This window comes from Phytohabitans houttuyneae (assembly GCF_011764425.1).
GTDB classification, from domain to species: Bacteria; Actinomycetota; Actinomycetes; order Mycobacteriales; family Micromonosporaceae; genus Phytohabitans; species Phytohabitans houttuyneae.
Genome location: NZ_BLPF01000004.1, coordinates 897,013 through 914,119, shown reverse-complemented (window position 1 = coordinate 914,119; position 17,107 = coordinate 897,013). Strand labels below are relative to the sequence as shown.

At 72.0% G+C, this 17,107-nt stretch carries 15 protein-coding genes; 1 reads left to right on the top strand and 14 read right to left on the bottom strand.

What is annotated here, in order from left to right:
* Window positions 1-29: 29 nt before the first annotated feature.
* Entirely contained in the window at window positions 30-821 is a 792-nt protein-coding gene (locus tag Phou_RS46270) for a hypothetical protein (RefSeq protein ID WP_246274671.1), read from the bottom strand.
* Between the two features lie 55 nt (window positions 822-876).
* Window positions 877-1,206, bottom strand: coding sequence for a hypothetical protein (locus tag Phou_RS46265; protein ID WP_173070531.1), 330 nt, complete (start codon window positions 1,204-1,206; stop codon window positions 877-879).
* 55 nt (window positions 1,207-1,261) lie between these two features.
* Here Phou_RS46265 and Phou_RS46260 point away from each other — a divergent pair, with 55 nt between their 5' ends.
* Window positions 1,262-2,140, top strand: a complete 879-nt coding sequence (locus Phou_RS46260) for a hypothetical protein (protein WP_173070529.1) — start codon at window positions 1,262-1,264, stop codon at window positions 2,138-2,140.
* Between the two features lie 36 nt (window positions 2,141-2,176).
* Here the strand turns inward: Phou_RS46260 and Phou_RS46255 are convergent, their stop codons facing one another.
* From Phou_RS46255 to Phou_RS46200, 12 genes are all read right to left on the bottom strand, one after another.
* On the bottom strand, window positions 2,177-3,013 hold the full coding sequence (locus Phou_RS46255) for a sulfotransferase family protein (RefSeq protein ID WP_173070527.1): 837 nt from the start codon (window positions 3,011-3,013) through the stop codon (window positions 2,177-2,179).
* 103 nt (window positions 3,014-3,116) lie between these two features.
* Window positions 3,117-4,193, bottom strand: coding sequence for a polyprenyl synthetase family protein (locus Phou_RS46250; protein WP_173070525.1), 1,077 nt, complete (start codon window positions 4,191-4,193; stop codon window positions 3,117-3,119).
* Between the two features lie 81 nt (window positions 4,194-4,274).
* A complete protein-coding gene (locus Phou_RS46245; protein ID WP_173070523.1) occupies window positions 4,275-5,657 on the bottom strand; it encodes an alkaline phosphatase family protein in 1,383 nt (460 codons plus the stop codon).
* Window positions 5,654-6,763 carry a metabolite traffic protein EboE gene (gene eboE / locus Phou_RS46240; RefSeq protein WP_173070521.1) on the bottom strand — a complete coding sequence of 370 codons (1,110 nt, stop codon included), beginning with the start codon at window positions 6,761-6,763 and terminating at the stop codon, window positions 5,654-5,656. Before eboE ends, Phou_RS46245 begins: the two co-directional genes overlap by 4 nt.
* Window positions 6,763-7,614 (bottom strand): TatD family hydrolase, encoded by an 852-nt coding sequence (locus tag Phou_RS46235; RefSeq protein WP_173070519.1) that lies wholly within the window; start codon window positions 7,612-7,614, stop codon window positions 6,763-6,765. Before Phou_RS46235 ends, eboE begins: the two co-directional genes overlap by 1 nt.
* Window positions 7,614-8,204, bottom strand: coding sequence for an EboA domain-containing protein (locus tag Phou_RS46230; protein WP_173070517.1), 591 nt, complete (start codon window positions 8,202-8,204; stop codon window positions 7,614-7,616). The genes Phou_RS46235 and Phou_RS46230 overlap by 1 nt, the downstream gene beginning before the upstream one ends.
* Window positions 8,201-9,040, bottom strand: a complete 840-nt coding sequence (locus tag Phou_RS46225) for a sugar phosphate isomerase/epimerase family protein (protein WP_173070515.1) — start codon at window positions 9,038-9,040, stop codon at window positions 8,201-8,203. Before Phou_RS46225 ends, Phou_RS46230 begins: the two co-directional genes overlap by 4 nt.
* Window positions 9,037-9,903, bottom strand: coding sequence for an SCO3242 family prenyltransferase (locus Phou_RS46220; RefSeq protein WP_173070513.1), 867 nt, complete (start codon window positions 9,901-9,903; stop codon window positions 9,037-9,039). Before Phou_RS46220 ends, Phou_RS46225 begins: the two co-directional genes overlap by 4 nt.
* Window positions 9,896-11,035 carry an inositol-3-phosphate synthase gene (locus Phou_RS46215; protein WP_173070511.1) on the bottom strand — a complete coding sequence of 380 codons (1,140 nt, stop codon included), beginning with the start codon at window positions 11,033-11,035 and terminating at the stop codon, window positions 9,896-9,898. The genes Phou_RS46220 and Phou_RS46215 overlap by 8 nt, the downstream gene beginning before the upstream one ends.
* A gap of 204 nt (window positions 11,036-11,239) precedes the next feature.
* On the bottom strand, window positions 11,240-14,527 hold the full coding sequence (locus Phou_RS46210; RefSeq protein WP_173070509.1) for a ThuA domain-containing protein: 3,288 nt from the start codon (window positions 14,525-14,527) through the stop codon (window positions 11,240-11,242).
* 269 nt (window positions 14,528-14,796) lie between these two features.
* Entirely contained in the window at window positions 14,797-15,990 is a 1,194-nt protein-coding gene (locus tag Phou_RS46205; protein WP_173070507.1) for a Gfo/Idh/MocA family protein, read from the bottom strand.
* Window positions 15,991-16,020: 30 nt separating this feature from the next.
* The gene (locus Phou_RS46200) at window positions 16,021-17,079 is read right to left on the bottom strand and encodes a substrate-binding domain-containing protein (protein ID WP_173070505.1); all 1,059 of its coding nucleotides are present in this window, start codon (window positions 17,077-17,079) and stop codon (window positions 16,021-16,023) included.
* Between the last annotated feature and the right edge of the window lie 28 nt (window positions 17,080-17,107).

The following is a 17,107-nucleotide window of genomic DNA, read 5'->3' as shown; positions in this document are numbered from 1 at the left end:
CGGTGCCGCACCGCGCGGGACGGGCCGGGTCAGGTGAGCACGACGCGCGGGATCGGTGCGGTGTCGGCGTTCCACGCGGGCATCGGGCGGACGCTGCGCGCCGGGCGGCGGGCGGGGCGCCGGCTGGCCGACTGGCGCACGCGCAGTGCCGCCGCCACCGCCTCGGTGTCGAGGCTCCGCTTGGCCGCCACCGCCACCTCCGCGGCCTGCCACGCCGAGCGCTCCACTTCGGACAGTGTTTCGCACGCGCGGCGCAGGCGGTCTCGGCGGGCGACGCGCAGCCGGGTCTCCTGCTCGAACGGGTGGCGGCGCGGATCCCACCCGTCCCGCCCGGCGAGCACATCGCCGAACTGGTCCGCCGTAAGGTCTCCGCGGCGATATGCTGAGGCTGCGGCGCGCTCCAGGTAGCGGCGACGTGCCGATACGTCATCCATTGTGGATGGTGCATCCGGCACGCCGAAAGCCTCCGCCTGGATTGCGCGCCGCGCCACCTCGACCGCCTCGTCGTAGGCGCGCCACGCCGCCTGCTGGGTGCGGGACACCGCGGCCCACTCCGCGCGCCGCCGCTCCGCCGTTACCGCGGCGCGGCCAGCCGCGACGGCCACCTCCTCCGCGTACCGGCGCAGCTCGGCCTGCTGCACGGCGGGTGACTCGCGTCGCGTCCTGACCCGGCGCTCAGGTCGCGGCCGGCTGCGGCGCCAGTGGCGCCGGGCAGACACGGCCATCGCCAGGAACGGTGCCGCGCCCACGGCGATCAGCACCAGCCAGATCAGGGCGGCGCCGCGGACGTCCAGCAGGAAACCATGGAAATCGATCTTCACGGGATACACCTCACCCACAGAAAAGGAGGGGTACGGGAGGGAGGTTGTGCCGGGATCAGCGCACGGGCTGGGGCGGGGCGCGCTGGCCCGTCACCGACCGGTCCGCGCTCTTGGCGGTGGCCCGCTCAGCGGGCACCGGCGCCTGGGCGCCCCGCGGCTCGGCCGCCACGGGCACCGGCGCGGCGGGGGCCTCGGCCACGGCCACCGCGTCGACCTCTGTGGACACTCCCGCCTGGACGCAGACGCCCACCGGCGTCGACACCTCGGGCGGGGGCGCAGCGTGTGCGGACCCCGGAACGGCCAGCACGGCCAGGAAGGCAAGGCCCACTGCCAGACGTCCGCGCAGGCGACCCCGCTCGCGGCGGGCGGGCGCGGCGTCGGACATCCATACACGTTATCGCAGCCGGGAACCGGACACGCGGAAGCGCCGTCAAAAGGAGATGACGATCGCACCCGTCTTCCGCGCGGCCGCCGCCGCATCCCTGTTTTTGCTGGTCGCGTGCGCACAGGACGTCGGCACCAGCACGTTGCCGGCCGAGGCGCCGGCCGGACGCGACGCCGATGCGGTCGCGTTGCGAGTTGAGTACACGGGCGGTTTCACCACACCCGGTGACAGCGTCGCGCGGTTACCGATCGTGACGATCTACGGCGATGGGCGCGCGATCGTCCAGGGCCCGCAGCCCGCGATCTACCCGGGCCCGTCGCTGCCCAACCTCCAGGTGATCAAGATCTCCAGCGCGGACGTTGACAAGCTCGTCGACCGGGCGGCGAGCGCGGGCGTCGGCACCGCGAAAGACCTGGGGCAGCCGCCGGTGGCCGACGCGCCGTCCACGCGCTTCGTCGTGGAGACCGCGGGCGGCCCGGCGAGCACCGAGGTCTACGCGCTCAACGAGGCCGCCGACACCAGCGGCGGTCTCACCGCCGACCAGGTGGCGGCCCGCAACAAGCTCCGCGACCTTCTCACCGCGGTCAGCGATCTGTACGGCACGCTCGGCATCACTTCCGGATCGGAGCAGCAGTACCAGGCGACCACGCTGGCCGCCGTCGCCTCGCCCTACGTCGCGCCCGACGCGGCGACCGTCGGCAAGGAGCAGCCCGCCGTCGCGTGGCCCGGCCCCGCACTGCCCGGCACCTCGGTCGGCAAGGGCCTCGACACCGGCTGCGTGACGGTCAGCGGCGCGGACACCGCCAAGGTGCTGGCCGCCGCCGACAAGGCCAACGCGGCGACCCCGTGGACCTCCAACGGTCGCAAGTGGACAGTCATTCTCCGCCCGCTGCTGCCGGACGAGAAAGACTGCACCGACCTGCTTACTCGCTAGGCGACTTCCGGTGGGTCCTGGTGGGTGTCGGCGGACTCACCCAGGACCCGCCGGCCACGGGTCGGCCCACCCGAGCAGCTCCGCGAGCCGCGCGTTGTACGGCACGAAGTAGTCACGCAGTGCCCGCGCCACCTCGGCCGGCGGCCCACCGCGCTCCACGCGCCGGGTGTGCTGGGCGAACCGGGGCGGCAGAAACGGCTCCAGATCGAGAAACTCCAGCAGCTCCGCGTACGTCGAGGCCGGGTCGGCGTAGAAGTCCTCACTCCGCACGACCATGATGCGCTCGCGCGGCACGTGCCGAAACCACCGCTCCAGCTGCTCGGCGTACCTCCCGCGGGCGGCGTACGAGTACCGCCGCAGCACCGTGTGCGCGGCGCGGCTGTCGGGGCCGGCGCGCAGCGCCCACGCGAGCCGGTCGTGCTCGGCCGCGATCGCCTCGGCGAAGGTCAGCGGCTCCGCTCCGTACGACCGGGTCTGCAGGTAGTGCGAGTAGGCCCGCTCCACCGGGTCACGCAGCAGCGCGATGAACCTTCCGTACGGCAGCGTGGCCGCCGCCCGCTCGGCGGCGCGCGGGTGAAACAGGTAGTACGGGCTCGCTTCGAAGCTCAGCCGCCCCGCCATCGGCGCCGGAAAATGACCGCGGTACCACCGCTCCCCGCGTCCATAGTGGATGCTGAAGAACTGGATCTCCTTGCCGGTCGCGGCGCGCACCTGCGGGTGCTCGGCCAGGTACCGGTGCAGTGACGTGGTGCCGCACCGCTGCCCGCCGATGACGAGGAAGTCGGGGAGAGCGCCCGGCGCCACCGCGCGCGCCCAGGCGCGGGTGCTGCGCACCGCCCGGCGCACCGTGTCGACGGCAGGACGGTGGTTCATGACACGACCCCCTGAGAAAACCAAGTCGCTACCATCCGTAGCGCCATGGCCACCTCCCGAACCGTCCCGGTGCGGACGGCTCAGAGTCTGCCATACGGCGGCGTCAACGCTGCCGGTTGATCGTCGATCCGGCCAGTGTCACGAGCGCGTCGCGCGCGTCGGCGGGGATCGGGGCGTCGGTGAGCGCGGCGACGGCCGCGTCGGCGCGTTGCCGGATCATCTGCTCGATGCGGTCCAGGGCGCCCGTGTCCACGATGATCGTGCGCAGCTCCTGCGCACCGCCGCCGTCCAGGTTGGGGTTGCCGAACAGGTCCCGCAGCCGGGCCGCCTGTGCCCGGTCGGCGCCGCTGCGGGCCAGCGCCATCATCACCGTCGGCTTGCCCTCGCGCAGGTCGTCGAGGATGGACTTGCCGGTGAGCGCGGGGTCGCCGAACACGCCGAGCACGTCGTCGCGCAGCTGGAAAGCGTCGCCGAGCGGGTCGCCGAACGCGGTGAACGCGGCGTGCAGCTCGCGCCCTCCCCCGGCCAGCCCGGCGCCGATCTGCAGCGGGCGGGTCACCGTGTACCTGGCCGCCTTCATCCTGATCACCGTGAGCGCGCTGGCCACCGAGCCGTCGCCGACGCCGGAGACGAGGTCGAGGTACTGGCCGGCGATCACCTCGGTGCGCATGTGCGCGAAGACCCCGTACCCGCGGTGGATCTGCTCGGGCGGCAGCCCGCACTCGTGAAACATCTGGTCGGCCCACGCCGCGCACAGGTCGCCGCAGAGCAGCGCGGTGTTTCGCCCGAACGAGGCGGGGTCGCCGCGCCACATCGACTTGGTGTGCAGCTCCGCGAAGACCTTGTGCACCGAGGGCTCGCCGCGGCGGCGGTCGCTGCCGTCCATGATGTCGTCGTGGATGAGGGCGAACGCGTGGAACAGCTCAAGCGCGGCGGACGCGACCACCACCTCCTGGCGGTCCGGGCCGCCCGCGCCGCGCCAGCCCCAGTAACAGAACATCGGCCGCAGTCGCTTGCCGCCCGCGAGCACGAACCGCCGCAGCGTCGCCAGTACGCCCCGCGGCGCGCCGTCCGGCCAGTCCGGGTCCTGCCGGTCGATGAACGCCGCTAGCTCGGCGTCGAAGCGCTTCCGCAGCCCGTCCAAGTCCGACTCCCGAGCGACCTCTACGCTCACGGCCATCCTCGCTTCGCTGCGGGCGGCCGCGCGGCTCCAAGCGCGCGGCGCCTGACGGATCGCTCGCTCACGGCGCCACCCCGGCCGTCACTTCAGCCCCGCCAGGCCGAGCAGGAAGCGCTTGACCTCCGTCGCGGCCAGGTACGGGCGGGCCGCCGAGCGGTCCGAGCAGATCAGCACGGGCGCGTCGTTCGGGTGTGCCGGCAGGCGGCCGTGCGTGCCGCGCACCGCCTTCGCGCCGGCGTCCAGGCCGACGACGCTCATCATGTACCGCATGCCGAGCTTCTTGCGGGCCAGCGCGGAGGCCGCCCGCCGCTTGGCCGCGGCCGGTGCGGCCGGGTCGAAGAACAGCTCGGCCGGGTCGTAGCCGGGCTTGCGGTGGATCTCGACCAGCCGGGCGAAGTCGGGCGCGTTGGCGTCGTCGAGCCAGTAGTAGTACGTGAACCAGGCGTCCGGCTCCGCCACGAGCACCAGCTCGCCGGAGCGCTCGTGGTTGAGGCCATGTGTGGCCTTGCCCGCCTCGTCAAGCACCTCGGCGACACCGTCCAGGGTGGAGCAGAGCTTGGCGACGGCGGGGATGTCGGCCGGATCCTTGACGTACACGTGCGCGACCTGGTGGTCGGCGACCGCGAACGCCCGCGAGGTCCACGGGTCCAGGTACTCCATGCCGTCCTGTGTGTACACCCGCAGCAGGCCCTCGCTGCGCAGCATCCGGTTGATGTCGACCGGTCGGCGGGCGTCCGTGATGCCGTACTCGGACAGCGCCACCACCGTCGCCCCCCGCGCCGCCGCCGCGTCAAGCAGCGGGCCTAGCACCCCGTCGAGCGCGGTCGCGGCGGCCGCCGCCTGCGGCGAGGAGGGCCCGAAGCGCTGCAGGTCGTAGTCGAGGTGCGGCACGTACACGAGGGTGAGGTCCGGGTTGTGGTCCGCCATGATCTTCTCGGCCGCCTTGCAGATCCACGCCGAGGAGGGCAGTCCCGCGCCCGGCCCCCAGTACGTGAACAGCGGAAAGCCGCCAAGCGCGCCGACCAGGTCGTCGTGCAGCTCCGGCGGGTCGGTGTAGCAGTCCGGCTCCTTGCGCCCGTCCGCGTAGTAGATCGGGCGCGGCGTGACGGTCCAGTTGACGTCCGCGCCCATCGCGTACCACCAGCAGACGTTGGCCACCGTGTAGCCGGGCTGCGCCTTGCGGGCCGCGTGCCACAGCTTCTCGCCGCCGACGAGCGCGTTGTGCTGGCGCCACAGCAGCACCTCGCCGACGTCCCGGAAGTACCAGCCGTTGCCGACGATGCCGTGCCCGGCGGGCGTCTCACCGGTCAGGAACGTGGACTGCACCGTGCAGGTGACGGCCGGCAGCACCGTGCCCAGCGAGGCGTGGAAGCCGGCGTCGGCGACGGCCCTGAGCCGCGGCATGTGCGCCAGCAGCCGGGGCGTCAGCCCCACCACGTCGATGACGACCAGTGGCTTGGTCATCGTCCCTCCTCACTCATCAGGGCACGGGCGAAGGCGAGCTCGGCCGCGATGCCCGCGGCCACGTCGGCGTCCGTGCGTGGGCGCTGCTCTTCCGGGAGTACGCCCCACGTGTACGTTTCCACATCGAAGTGATCACACGCCGGCTCACCCGCCGGCCCGCCGAGCAGTTCGCGCATGGCGGCGCGCAGCACCGGCACGGTGGAGGTGAGCGGCGCGGCCGGCTCGGCGTGCAGCGGCACGTGGTAGTGCACGCGCCACGGCCCCTTCAGCTCCCGCTCCAGCGCCTCGTCGAGGTCGTCGGCGGCGTCACCGTGCGCGGAGCGGGTCTGGTGCAGGAAGCGCCGCTCCACGTACCCCTGAAGCACCGCGGCGGCCGCGACCGGGTCGGCGGCCTCCAGCGCGGCGGAGACCTGCACCTTGACGATGGGCAGCCCGGCGGCCCGCAGCCGCGCCAGCGCCTCGGCCGGCTCCTCCCAGGCGCAGGCGAGGTGTGCCAGGTCGAGGCAGATGCCGAGCCGCTCGGTGTCCACACCGGACAGGGCGGCGGCGGCCTGCGCGGTGGTCTCCACGACACAGCCCGGCTCGGGCTCGAAGCCGACCCGCACCGGACGGCCGGACCGCTCCGCGACACCGGCGAGGCCGGTGGCCAGCTCGTCCAGCATGCGGGCGGCGGCGTCCGCGCGGCCGCTGTCCCACGGGTCCCGCCAGGCCAGTGGGAGCGTGGAGATGGAGCCGCGGGCGGCACCGTCGGGCAGCAGGTCGACGAGCACCCGCGCCAGGTCCAATGTGTAGTCCAGGCGCCGCCGGTCGGTCCAGTCCGGGTAGTAGACGCCGAGCTTGACGACCGGGGCCTGGAACGCCTGGTACGGGAAGCCGTTGAGCGTCACGACCTCCAGCCCTCGGGCGTCCAGCTCGCGGCGCAGCCGCAGGCGCAGGGCCTCGTCGGCGGCCAGCTCGGCGGCGAGCGGGGCGGCCAGCCACAGCCCGAGTCCCAGTACGTCGGCGTCGAGGTGCCGGCGGATGGCGACGGCGTACGTGTCGAACTGCCGCACGATCCCGTCGAAGTCCTCCGCCGGGTGAACGTTGGTGCAGTAGCTCAGGTGCATCAGCTGCCTCCCCGCAGGATGGAGTTGCCGGCGAACGTCGCCTCCTTCTCGCCCGCGTCGGACAGGTCGAGGCGCCCGGACTGGCCGTAGAACTCCACCGGGTTGCGCCACAGCACGCGGTCCACGTCGTCGGCGCTGAACCCGGCCGCCAGCATCTCGTCGGCGGTGGTCCGGGTGAGCAGCGGGTCCGAGCGGCCCCAGTCGGCGGCCGAGTTGACGAGCATGCGCTCCAACCCGTACTCCTGCAGGATCTTCACCATTCGGGGCGGCGACATCTTCGTGTCCGGGTAGATGGAGAAGGCGAGCCAGCATCCTGAGTCGCGGACCAGCCCGACGGTGACCTCGTTGAGGTGGTCGACGACGACGCGCCCCGGGTCGATGCCGGACTCGGCGACGACCGCGAGGGTGCGCTCGGTGCCGCGGGCCTTGTCCCGGTGCGGCGTGTGCACCAGCGCGGGCAGCTCGTGCTCGACGGCGAGGGCGAGCTGGGCGGCGAAGACCTCGTCCTCCTCGGGCGTCATCGAGTCGTAGCCGACCTCACCGACCGCGACCACGCCGTCCTTCTCCAGGTACCGAGGGAGCAGCTCGAGCACCTCGCGGCAGCGCGGGTCGTTGGCCTCCTTGGGGTTCAGCGCGATGGTCGCGTGGTGGCGCACCCCGAACTGGCTGGCCCGAAACGGCTCCCAGCCGACGAGCGAGTCGAAGTAGTCGGTGAACGAGCCCACGCTGGTGCGCGGCTGGCCCAGCCAGAACGCCGGTTCCACGATGGCGGTGATCCCCGCGGCGGCCATCCGCTCGTAGTCGTCGGTGGTCCGCGAGGTCATGTGGATGTGCGGGTCGAAGATGCGCATCAGAGTCCCTTCAACCGGTCGAGCAGGGCGAGCGCGTCGGGGGCCATGTCGCGGCCGGCCGCCCGGCGCTCCTCGACCAGGCCGCCGAGCATCGTGGCGAGCTCGGCGTCGGCCCGCTCGTCGAGGCCGTCCACGTTGGACAGTGGTATGCCCATGAAGACGCACTTGAGTACCGCCTGGCGCCACGCCGCGTCGTCGAGGTAACGCGCGTACGGGCCGACGGCGGCGGCCACCAGGCGGGTGTCGTTGGTCCGGATCGCGTCCCGCAGCAGCGGCACGCCCTCGTCGGCGATCGGCAGCATCGGCAGCGCCTTGAGCACGGCCCGCTTTTCGGCGGCGTCGCCGTACCGGTAAAGCCCCTCCGCCTCGGCCGCGACCCGGTCGGCCGGGAGCGCGGCGAGCAGCTGCACCCGCGCGGCCTCGTCGGCGCTCCAGCCGGGCACATCCACGAGCGCGTCCCGCCCGACCCGCCGGCCGGCGGCCGGAAAGAGCCGCGCGATCGCGCCCGGTTCGGCCGCGACGCGCTCCAGCGCCTCGCCGAGCCAGCCCTGCGCGGGTACCGCCACCCGCAGCTCGTCCAGCGTTGTCACGTTGCCTCCCCAGCCCGCTCTGCCTTGCGGAGGAACTCGATGGAGTGTGCCGCCACCGTGGGCGCGGCGTGCGAGTGACGGGGCAGCTCGACGGCCACGAGGCCGCGGTAGCCGGACTCGGCCAGCGCGCGCAGCACCGGCGGGAAGTCGATCTCGCCGGTGCCGAACTCCAGGTGTTCGTGCACTCCCCGGCGCATGTCGTCGATCTGGACGTTGACCAGGTGGTCGGCGACCGCCAGCACGCACTCCGGCACCGGCAGCGGCTCGAGGCAGCGGCAGTGTCCGATGTCGAGGGTGATGCCGAAGCCGGGCGGCGCGCCCAGGTCGGCGTGCAGCCGGCGCCACGCGGCGATGTCGTCGACGAGCATGCCGGGCTCGGGCTCGAAGCCGAGCGTCACACCGGCGTCCGCGGCAAACCCCACGAGCTCGGCGCAGCCGCGCACAAGCCGCTCCCACGGGTCGGTGACACCGGCCGGCGTGATGCCGGACCAGAACGAGACCGCCTCGGCGTCCAGGTCGGCACCGATCCGGATCGCGCGGCGCAGAAACTCCAGGCGCTTGGCCGGATCGTCGTGCAGCAGGGTGGGCGCGTGCTTGTGCCACGGGTCGAGCAGGTAGCGGGCGCCGGTCTCGACCACCACCGACAGGCCGAGCCGGTCCAATGTGGCCGCCAGCTCGTCGGTGCGGCGGGCGAGGTCCGGCGCGAACGGGTCGAGGTGGTCGTGGTCGAGCGTGAGCGCCACGCCGTCGTACCCGAGGTCGGCGATCACCGCCAGCGCGTCGGTCAGCCGGTGGTTGGCGAACCCGTTCGTCCCGTACCCGAATCGGATGCTCATGTGGGTGAGACCCTCCGCGCGAGGCGGCGGGCGAGCGGTGCGATGGCCGCGACCACGACGCCCGTGGCGGGCGCGCCGGCAGCGGCGGCGAGCGCTCCTTGCAGCGGCGGGAGGCCGGTGATGCCGGCACCGACGGCGGCGCGCACGCGGGCGGCGGAGGGGTCGGCGGCGACCCGGGCCTGCGCCGCGCCGTACCCGGCGGCGTACCAGGCGGCGAGGGCGCCGGGCACCGCGGCGACGGGGCCCCGGCCGTTGCGGGCGGCGGGCAGGCCGGCGGCGAGCGCCACGGCGGCGGTGCCGGCCAGCGTCGCGGCGGGCAGCGCGCGGTCGGCGCCCGAGACCTCGCGGCGGGACAGGGCGGTGACCGTGTACGTGTGCGCGGCGACCGTCAGCGCCGCCGGCAGCGCCCGCGCCACCCGCCCCGGTGAGGCGCCGAGCAGCACGTCGAGCCCCCGGCACGCGGCCATGACGGCCGGGCCTGCGGGCGTGTTCTTGGCCCGCAGGTCGTACGCCCACACGGCACCGGCCAGCGGAAGCGCGACGGCCAGCGCGCGACGGCCGCCGGCGAGGGCGGCGAGCGCGACACCGGCGGCGGTGAGACCGGCCGCGATGCCGAGCGCCTGTGGCGGGGTGACGCGGCCGGACGGGATGGGTCGCTCGGGCCGCTCGACCGCGTCCAGCTCGCGGTCGGCCCAGTCGTTGGCCGCCATGCCGGACCAGTAGAGGCACACCGACGCGGCGGCGAGGCCCGCGGTGCGCGGCCCGAGCGCGCCACCGGCGGCCCCGCCCGCGACCACATCGCCGGGTACCGACAGCGCGGCCGGCGCGCGGACCAGCTCCACGAGCGATCGCAGGCTAGGCATCGCCCAGTCCTCGCACGAACGAGGCCAGCAGCGCCCACTGCTCGGCCAGCGCGTGCGGCACGGTACCCAATGGATCTTTGAAGAAGAAGGCCAGCTCGCTCAGTGGCCCACTCCGCCCGCACTTGTGTGCGGCGGCGGTCAGCCGGGCCAGGTCGAGCACCAGCGGTGCGGCGAGCGCGGAGTCGCAGCCGTGCCAGGTGAACTCCATCCGCATCGACGTGCCGAGGAAGCCGCTGAACGTGATGAGGTCCCAGGCGGTCTTGAAGTCACCGATGTCGTCGACGTACTCGATGCGGGTATTGCCCTGCGGCTCGTAGCCGAGCGTCTCGCCGAGCACCCGCTGCTTGCTCGTCGACTTGGCCGCGTTGGCGCCCGGGTCGGCCAGGTTGGCGCCGTCGCCGCCGCCGAGCAGGTTGGTGCCGGACCAGGTGCGGACCCGCAGGTTTCGCATCGCGAACATCGGCGCCAGCACCGACTTGACCAGCGTCTCGCCGGTCTTGCCGTCATGCCCGGCGTACGGGACCGCGTGGCGGTGCGCGAGCGCGTCGAGCGCGGGCAGGCGGGCACCTGTCGATGGGGTGAAATCGATGTATGAGCAGCCCGAAAGAAAAGCCGCATATGCGTACAGAGAACTGGGCGGCAGCACCACTCCGGGCTCGGCCAGCGCCTGGCGCAGCACGTCCGCGTCGGCGTGCGCGGGGTGTGGGGCCGGTGCCGGCTCGGTCGAGGAGACGTTGACCACGACCACGCGATCCAGGCTGTGCCGGAAGCGGAACGCGGCGATGTCTTCCGCGATGAGCGTGGCCGTCTCCAGCTGGGTGGCCGCCACCGGGACCGGCCGGATCTCCGGCTCGACGGTGGCCAGCTCCTCGCGGAGCGCCTCGACAAGCCGGGCGGGCAGCACGCCCGCGGCCGCGAGCGCTTCCGCCTTCTTGCACAGCCGGGTGGACGCCGGGTCGTGACCGCCGAAGACGAGGTCGCCGATGGTCGGCAGCGCGGGGCTGCGCAGCTGGGGCAGCTCGGTGACGCAACCGGTGGGATCGGCGAGGCCGGCCCTGATCGCGGACGCACCGACGATGCTGGTCACGGCGACTGAACCGCGCCCACCAGCGAGCCATACACCTGTCGCCATAGTGACCTCCCACCTTGATTAGATACCAGCGATCTGGCCCTCGCTGGGTGGTTTGGGCCCCGTCCACCCGCCTGCCGGGATGGCACCACCGTGACGGCGCCGGAGTCGGCGGCAACGACGCTGTCGCGGCCCGGCGGGCAGGGCGGACGGGGCTGTGGCGAGCGGGACCGGTCGGCGTCCGTTCCCGCCCTCCACGTCTTTGGGTTACGGCGCTGGCGCGCCGAACTCGACCCAGTTCAGGTTGACCAGTCCGGTGGTCGGGCCGCCCGACACCGCACCGAATACCAGGTAGAGCCGCTGCGTGCCGGCCGCGTAGCTGACCGGGATGCTCTGGCTCGCCCAGGAGTTGGTACCGCTGGTCGCGTTGAGCGTTGCCGTGGCGACGACCGCGCCGGTGGGCGAACCCACCCGCAGCTCGACCGTTGCCCGCGGCGTGCCGGCGGTGGCGGTGCCACCGCTGGCGTAGCGGAAGGTGACTGTGCTGGCGCCGCCCAGGTTGATCGGATCGAACGCGATGTGGTCACCCGCGTCGATGCCGGTCACGTGCTGGCCGCCGCCCGTGTCGCCGGTGTTGGCCACCGTCACGCCCTGCTGCACCTGGGCGAACTCGGCCTGCTGCCGGCGCACCTGGATGACCGCCTGGCCGACCGTGGTCAGTGCCGGCTGGCCGTTGCCGCCCAGGTCCGTGTACGAGGCGCTGATCCCGCCGTACAGGTAGCCGCCCGCGTGGTCGGCTCCGTCCGCCGGGGATGGCAGCGTACCCGAGCAACCGGTGGTCGCCGTCATCTCGTGGCCGTGCGTGTCGTGGCCAAGGATGAACGAGACCCGTACCCGGCTGCAGTCGATGGTGCCGTCCTCGGGATCGGTGACCGTCACCGTGTACGGGATCGTGTCACCCCAGTTGAAGAACGTGCCGGAGACCGGCGTTGTCACCGTCACCGTCGGTGCCGTGTTACCCACGACGATCTCGCGGGTCAGCACCGCCGTCTTGCCGGTGGAGTCGGTGACGGTCAGCTTGGCGACGTAGACACCGTTGCTCGTATAGGTGAACGACGGGTTCGGGTCGGCGGAGTCGACCGTGCCGTCGCTGGTGAAGTCCCAGGCGTACGAGATGGACTCGCCCGGGTCGGGGTCGAAGGTGCCCGCGCTGCTGAACTGCACGGTGAGCGGGGCCTGCCCGGAGGTGGGCGTGGCGGCAAGCTTGGCGACCGGCGCCCGCGTGCCCTTAACGTACCGGATCATGGCGAGCTGCGCGTCCGGGTTGGCCCGGAAGAAGCCGTCGCCGTACTCCAGGAAGTAGATGTTCCCTTCCGGACCGATTTCCATCTCCATCAGGTTGTCGAAGACGAAGCCGGGCAGGAACTGCTCGACGCCGGTCAGGTTGCCCTTGCCGTCGGTCTGCATCACGAACATCTTGTCCCGTGTGAACTCGCCGAAGAAGACCGCGTTGTTGTAGTACTCCGGCAGCTTCGTCTCCGAGTCCAGGTCGGCGTCGTACTTGTAGATCGGGCCGCCGTGCGGGCCGACGCCGCCGGTACCGATCACCGGCCACTTGAAGTCACACGCGGTCGGCGGGGTGGACAGGTACGCGCCCGCGCACGGGGTGAGGGCGTTGTACGTGTACCAGAACTGCGGCTGCTGCACCGCCGGCAGCACGGTCCGGCCGGTGTTGCGCGGCGAGTTGTTCACCGGCGCACCGCAGTTGAACGGCTGGCCCGAGGTGCGGGTCACGAAGTCGAAGTCGATGTACGGCAGGCTCGGCGAGTAGCAGTACGGCCAGCCGTAGTTGCCCGCCGTCTTGGTGGCGAACCAGCGACCGGTGCCCTCCGGGCCACGCGTGGCGCTCGGCACCCGCGAGTCCGGCGAGTAGTCGCCGACGTACACCATGCCGCTGGCGTCGACGTCGAACCGGAAGGGGTTGCGCAGGCCCATCAGGAAGATCTCCGGACGGGTCTTGTTGTCGTAGTCCTGGGTCTCGGGGAAGAGGTTGCCGCTCGGGATCGAGTACGTCCCGTTCGCCTTGACCTTGATCCGCAGCACCTTGCCACGCAGGTCGTTGGTGTTGGCCGAGGAGCGCTGCGCGTCGTAGCCGGGGCCCTGCGTCGGCGACTCGTTGATCGGCACGTACCCGTCGGAGCCACCGGCGTTGGTGTCGTCACCGGTGATCAGGAACAGGTTGCCCTTGCCGTCGAACTTCACCTTGCCGGCGACGTGGCAGCAGATGCCGCGGTCCACGTCCACCCGGATGATCTGCTGCTCACTGGACAGGTCGAGGTGCGGGGTCGGCTCTTCCACGAACTTGAACCGGGACAGCTGGTTGTACCCCTTGAACTTGTCCCACACCGTGGGGTCGGTGCTGGTCGCCGGCGCGTCGCCCTCGTTGACGCCGGTCGTGGCCGGGTCGTCGACCGGAGTGTTCAGCTTCGGCGCGTAGTAGACGTAGACCCACTTGTTGTTGGCGAAGTCGGGGTCGACCGTCAGCGTCTGCAGGCCGTCCTCGTCGTGGGTGTAGACCGGGACGGTGGTGATGACCGGGCTGGCGCCGGTCGCCGGGTCGTACAGCCGGATCTCGCCGCCGCGGGTGTTGTGCAGCACGCGGCCGTCCGGGAGCACCGACAGCGACATCGGCTCGCCCGGCTCGTCGTTGAGCGTGACCTTCTCGTAGTTGGCGAGCACGGTCGCGCCGCAGTCACCCTCGACCACGCCGGCCGACCACTGGATGCCGCCCAGCAGGTGCTTCTTGAAGCTGCCGTTGCGGTACGTCTCGATCGAGTGGCCCAGCCCGGTGTACCACGAGCGGCCACCCTGGTAGTCCTTGCACCAGGCCACCGGGTGGTCGAAGCCCATCGAGCCACCGGTGTAGCCCTTTTCGTCCACAGTGGCCAGCACGTGCGAGACGCCGCGGACGTTGGCGGTGTAGTTGTACCACTCCTCGTTCAACGTCAGCTCGCGCGGCACCGTCTCCGTGGAGGGGTGCGCACGGTCGGCGACCTTCACCGTCGCGCTGTCCACGCCGGACACACCGGAGACGCCGGTGCCGAGCACGTTGCGGTAGAACGTCCAGTCCTGCTCGGTCTCGGCCGCGGCGTGTACGCCGACGTAGCCGCCACCGGCCCGGAAGTACGCCTCGAACGCGGCTTCCTGCGTGGGGTTGAGCACGTTGCCGGTGGTGTTGAGGAAGACCACCGCGCGGTAGTCGGCAAGGTTTTCCGCGGTGAACGCCCCGCCGTCCTGTGTGACCGTGACGGTGAAGCCGTTTTCCGCGCCGAGCGCGCGGATGACCCGCACACCGTCCTGGATGGACGCGCGGCGGGCGCCGTCGGTCTTGGTGAAGACGAGCACCTTGTACGACTCGGGTGCGCGGGCGTCGGAGCGGAGCGTCTCGGGTCCGTTCTCCTGGGCGGTGAGGCTCTCGGCCGTACCCGGCTCGGGGGCGGCGTTGGCTGGTGCGGCGGCCACCAGCGGTATGGACAGCGCGGAAACGGCGGCCATTGTCAGCCACCGCCTTGCAAGTGGAGCCATGTAACCCTCCGGGGTCTGGGTGTGGGTTCCCTACCCCTGGCGCGGTGCCATGCCCGCCAAGGTCTTGCGAGCGCGCCGTGGTGCTGGTCGTACGGCGCGGCTGATTCTGGGCTCAACCGCGCCGTACGGCCGCCCCGGAAGCCACCCATCCGGACGCGGGGCGCAACCGCTTCCGGACCCTCGCGGGTAGCCCGAGGTGTCAAGGTGGGCGCGCGCCACCGCGCCCACGGTGGGTGTGGTCAGGCGGCGACTTCGGCCAGAGCCGGTGCCACCTCGGTCCACGCCGAGTCCTGCTCCGCCGAGCTGGTCACGGCGTCCATCACGAGCTGCACCTGGAGCGCGTCGACGAACGAGGGCGTGGGGTCCGCCCCGGTGCCGACGGCCTCCAGGAAGTCGCGCATCTCGTGCGTGAACGTGTGCTCGTACCCGATGATGTGCCCCGGCGGCCACCAGGCCGACAGGTACGGGTGGTCGGACTCGGTCACCAGGATCTTCGTGAATCCCTGCTCCGTGCCGGGCGCCGTGGCGTCGTAGAACTCCAGCTCGTTCATCCGCTCGAAGTCGAACGCGACCGAGCCGAGCGAGCCGTTGACCTCCACGCGCACGGCGTTTTTGCGGCCGGTGGCGAAGCGGGTGGCCTCGTACGTGCCCACCGCGCCGCCGTCGAGCCGCGCCAGGAAGAGGGCGGCGTCGTCCACAGTGACCGGACCAGTCCCCGAGCCGTCCGCCGACGCGGCCAGCCCGGCGGCCTCCGACGGCAGCGGGCGCTCCTTGATGAAGGTCTCGGTGAGCCCGCTGACGCCGGTGATCCGCTGACCCGTGACGAACTGGGTCAGGTCGATGATGTGCGCGCCGATGTCGCCGAGCGCACCGGAGCCCGCCTTGTCCCGCTGCAACCGCCAGACCAGCGGAAACTGCGGATCCACGATCCAGTCCTGCAGGTACGCCGCGCGGACGTGCCGCACCACACCCAGCCGTCCACTCTCGACGAGGTGGCGCATGAGCGCGACGGCCGGCACGCGGCGGTAGTTGAACCCGCACATGGACCGTACGCCGGCCGCCTGGGCCTGGACCGCCGCAGCGACCATGGCCCGCGCTTCCTCGACGGAGTTGGCGAGTGGCTTCTCGCACAGGACGTGCTTGCCCGCCTCCAGCGCGGCGATCGCGATCTCGGCATGGCTGTCGCCCGGTGTGCACACGTCGATCACGTCGACGTCGTCGCGGGTGATCAGCTCACGCCAGTCGGTCGTGTACGCCTCCCAGCCGAGCCGCGTGGCGGCCTCGGCCACCTTCGACTCGTCACGGCCGCAGATCACGGACATGCGGGCGCGTGCCGGAAGGTCGTACACGCGGTTCACGGTGCGCCACGCCTGCGAGTGCGCGGCGCCCATGAACGCGTAGCCGACCATGCCGACCCGCAGCTCTTTTTCCATGGTGGACAAGGTGGGTCTCCCCCCGTTACGTCAGAACCCGAGCTTGACGTAGTTGCTCGCGTTCTCCTTGGTGATGGTCTCGGAGGCGAGGATGATCTCCTTCGGGACCTGCAGCTCGACGAGGTCGGACATGCCCTTGTTCTGGGCGATGAGCCGGGCGAGCGAGATCGCCGACGAGGCCATCGAGGGGCTGTACGTCACGGTTGCCTTGAGCACGCTGTTGTCGGCCTGGATGGCGTCGATCGCCGCTTTGGAGCCGGCACCGCCGACCATGATGAACTCGCTGCGGTTGGCCTGGGTGATGGCGGCCAGGACACCGATGCCCTGGTCGTCGTCGTGGTTCCACAGCGCGTCCATCTTGGGCAGCGCCTGAAGCAGGCCTGCTGCTTCCGCCCGGCCGGTGTCGGCGGTGAACCGCGCGGCCCGCCGGTTCTGCACCTTGAAGCCGGCCTGGGCCAGCGTGTCGGCGAAGCCCTTCGACCGCTCCTGGGTCAGCTCCAGCTCGTCCATGCCGGCGATCTCGCCGATGACCGGGTTGGCGACGTTCTTCGCCTTCATCTGGTCGATGATGTAGTGCGCCGCGGACACGCCCATGCCGTAGTTGTCGCCCTTGATCTGCAGGCGGTAGGCGAGCGGGTCGGGGAATGCGCGGTCCAGGTTGACGACCGGGATGCCGGCCTTCATCGCCTCCAGACCGAACGCGTTCAGCTCCTTGCCGTCGTGCGGCAGCAGCACGATGATGCTCGGCTTCTGCGCGATGAGCGTCTGGAGCGCGGACCGCTGGGCGGCCGCGTCGGCGCCGGCCTCGACCGTCTTGAACTCGACGTCCGAGTACGTGTCGGCCTGGGCCTTGGCGTTCTTGGTGATCGCGGCGATCCAGCCGTGGTCGGCCGCCGGCGCGGAGAAGCCGATGGTGACCTTTTCGCCAGGCGCGGCGTTGGCGTTGCTGCCGGCGGCGACCGTCTGCGCGCCGCCGCCGCTCGGCTCGTCCGGCTCGTTGCTGGTGCACGCGGTGAGCAATGCTCCCGCGCCGAGCGCGGCCCCACCGAACAGCAGCCGGCGACGGGACAGGTCGGACGCGTGTTTCATGACGACCTCCGGTAATGGGTGCAAGGGG

What these genes read in the sequence shown, in the direction of transcription:
- Phou_RS46225 (WP_173070515.1), bottom strand. Translation starts at nt 9,040, where the DNA reads ATGAGCATCCGATTCGGGTACGGGACGAACGGGTTCGCCAACCACCGG.
- Phou_RS46260 (WP_173070529.1), top strand. Translation starts at nt 1,262, where the DNA reads ATGACGATCGCACCCGTCTTCCGCGCGGCCGCCGCCGCATCCCTGTTT.
- Phou_RS46200 (WP_173070505.1), bottom strand. Translation starts at nt 17,079, where the DNA reads ATGAAACACGCGTCCGACCTGTCCCGTCGCCGGCTGCTGTTCGGTGGG.
- Phou_RS46235 (WP_173070519.1), bottom strand. Translation starts at nt 7,614, where the DNA reads ATGCGCATCTTCGACCCGCACATCCACATGACCTCGCGGACCACCGAC.
- Phou_RS46265 (WP_173070531.1), bottom strand. Translation starts at nt 1,206, where the DNA reads ATGTCCGACGCCGCGCCCGCCCGCCGCGAGCGGGGTCGCCTGCGCGGA.
- Phou_RS46210 (WP_173070509.1), bottom strand. Translation starts at nt 14,527, where the DNA reads ATGGCCGCCGTTTCCGCGCTGTCCATACCGCTGGTGGCCGCCGCACCA.
- Phou_RS46215 (WP_173070511.1), bottom strand. Translation starts at nt 11,035, where the DNA reads ATGGCGACAGGTGTATGGCTCGCTGGTGGGCGCGGTTCAGTCGCCGTG.
- Phou_RS46205 (WP_173070507.1), bottom strand. Translation starts at nt 15,990, where the DNA reads ATGGAAAAAGAGCTGCGGGTCGGCATGGTCGGCTACGCGTTCATGGGC.
- Phou_RS46220 (WP_173070513.1), bottom strand. Translation starts at nt 9,903, where the DNA reads ATGCCTAGCCTGCGATCGCTCGTGGAGCTGGTCCGCGCGCCGGCCGCG.
- Phou_RS46250 (WP_173070525.1), bottom strand. Translation starts at nt 4,193, where the DNA reads ATGGCCGTGAGCGTAGAGGTCGCTCGGGAGTCGGACTTGGACGGGCTG.
- eboE (WP_173070521.1), bottom strand. Translation starts at nt 6,763, where the DNA reads ATGCACCTGAGCTACTGCACCAACGTTCACCCGGCGGAGGACTTCGAC.
- Phou_RS46255 (WP_173070527.1), bottom strand. Translation starts at nt 3,013, where the DNA reads ATGAACCACCGTCCTGCCGTCGACACGGTGCGCCGGGCGGTGCGCAGC.
- Phou_RS46245 (WP_173070523.1), bottom strand. Translation starts at nt 5,657, where the DNA reads ATGACCAAGCCACTGGTCGTCATCGACGTGGTGGGGCTGACGCCCCGG.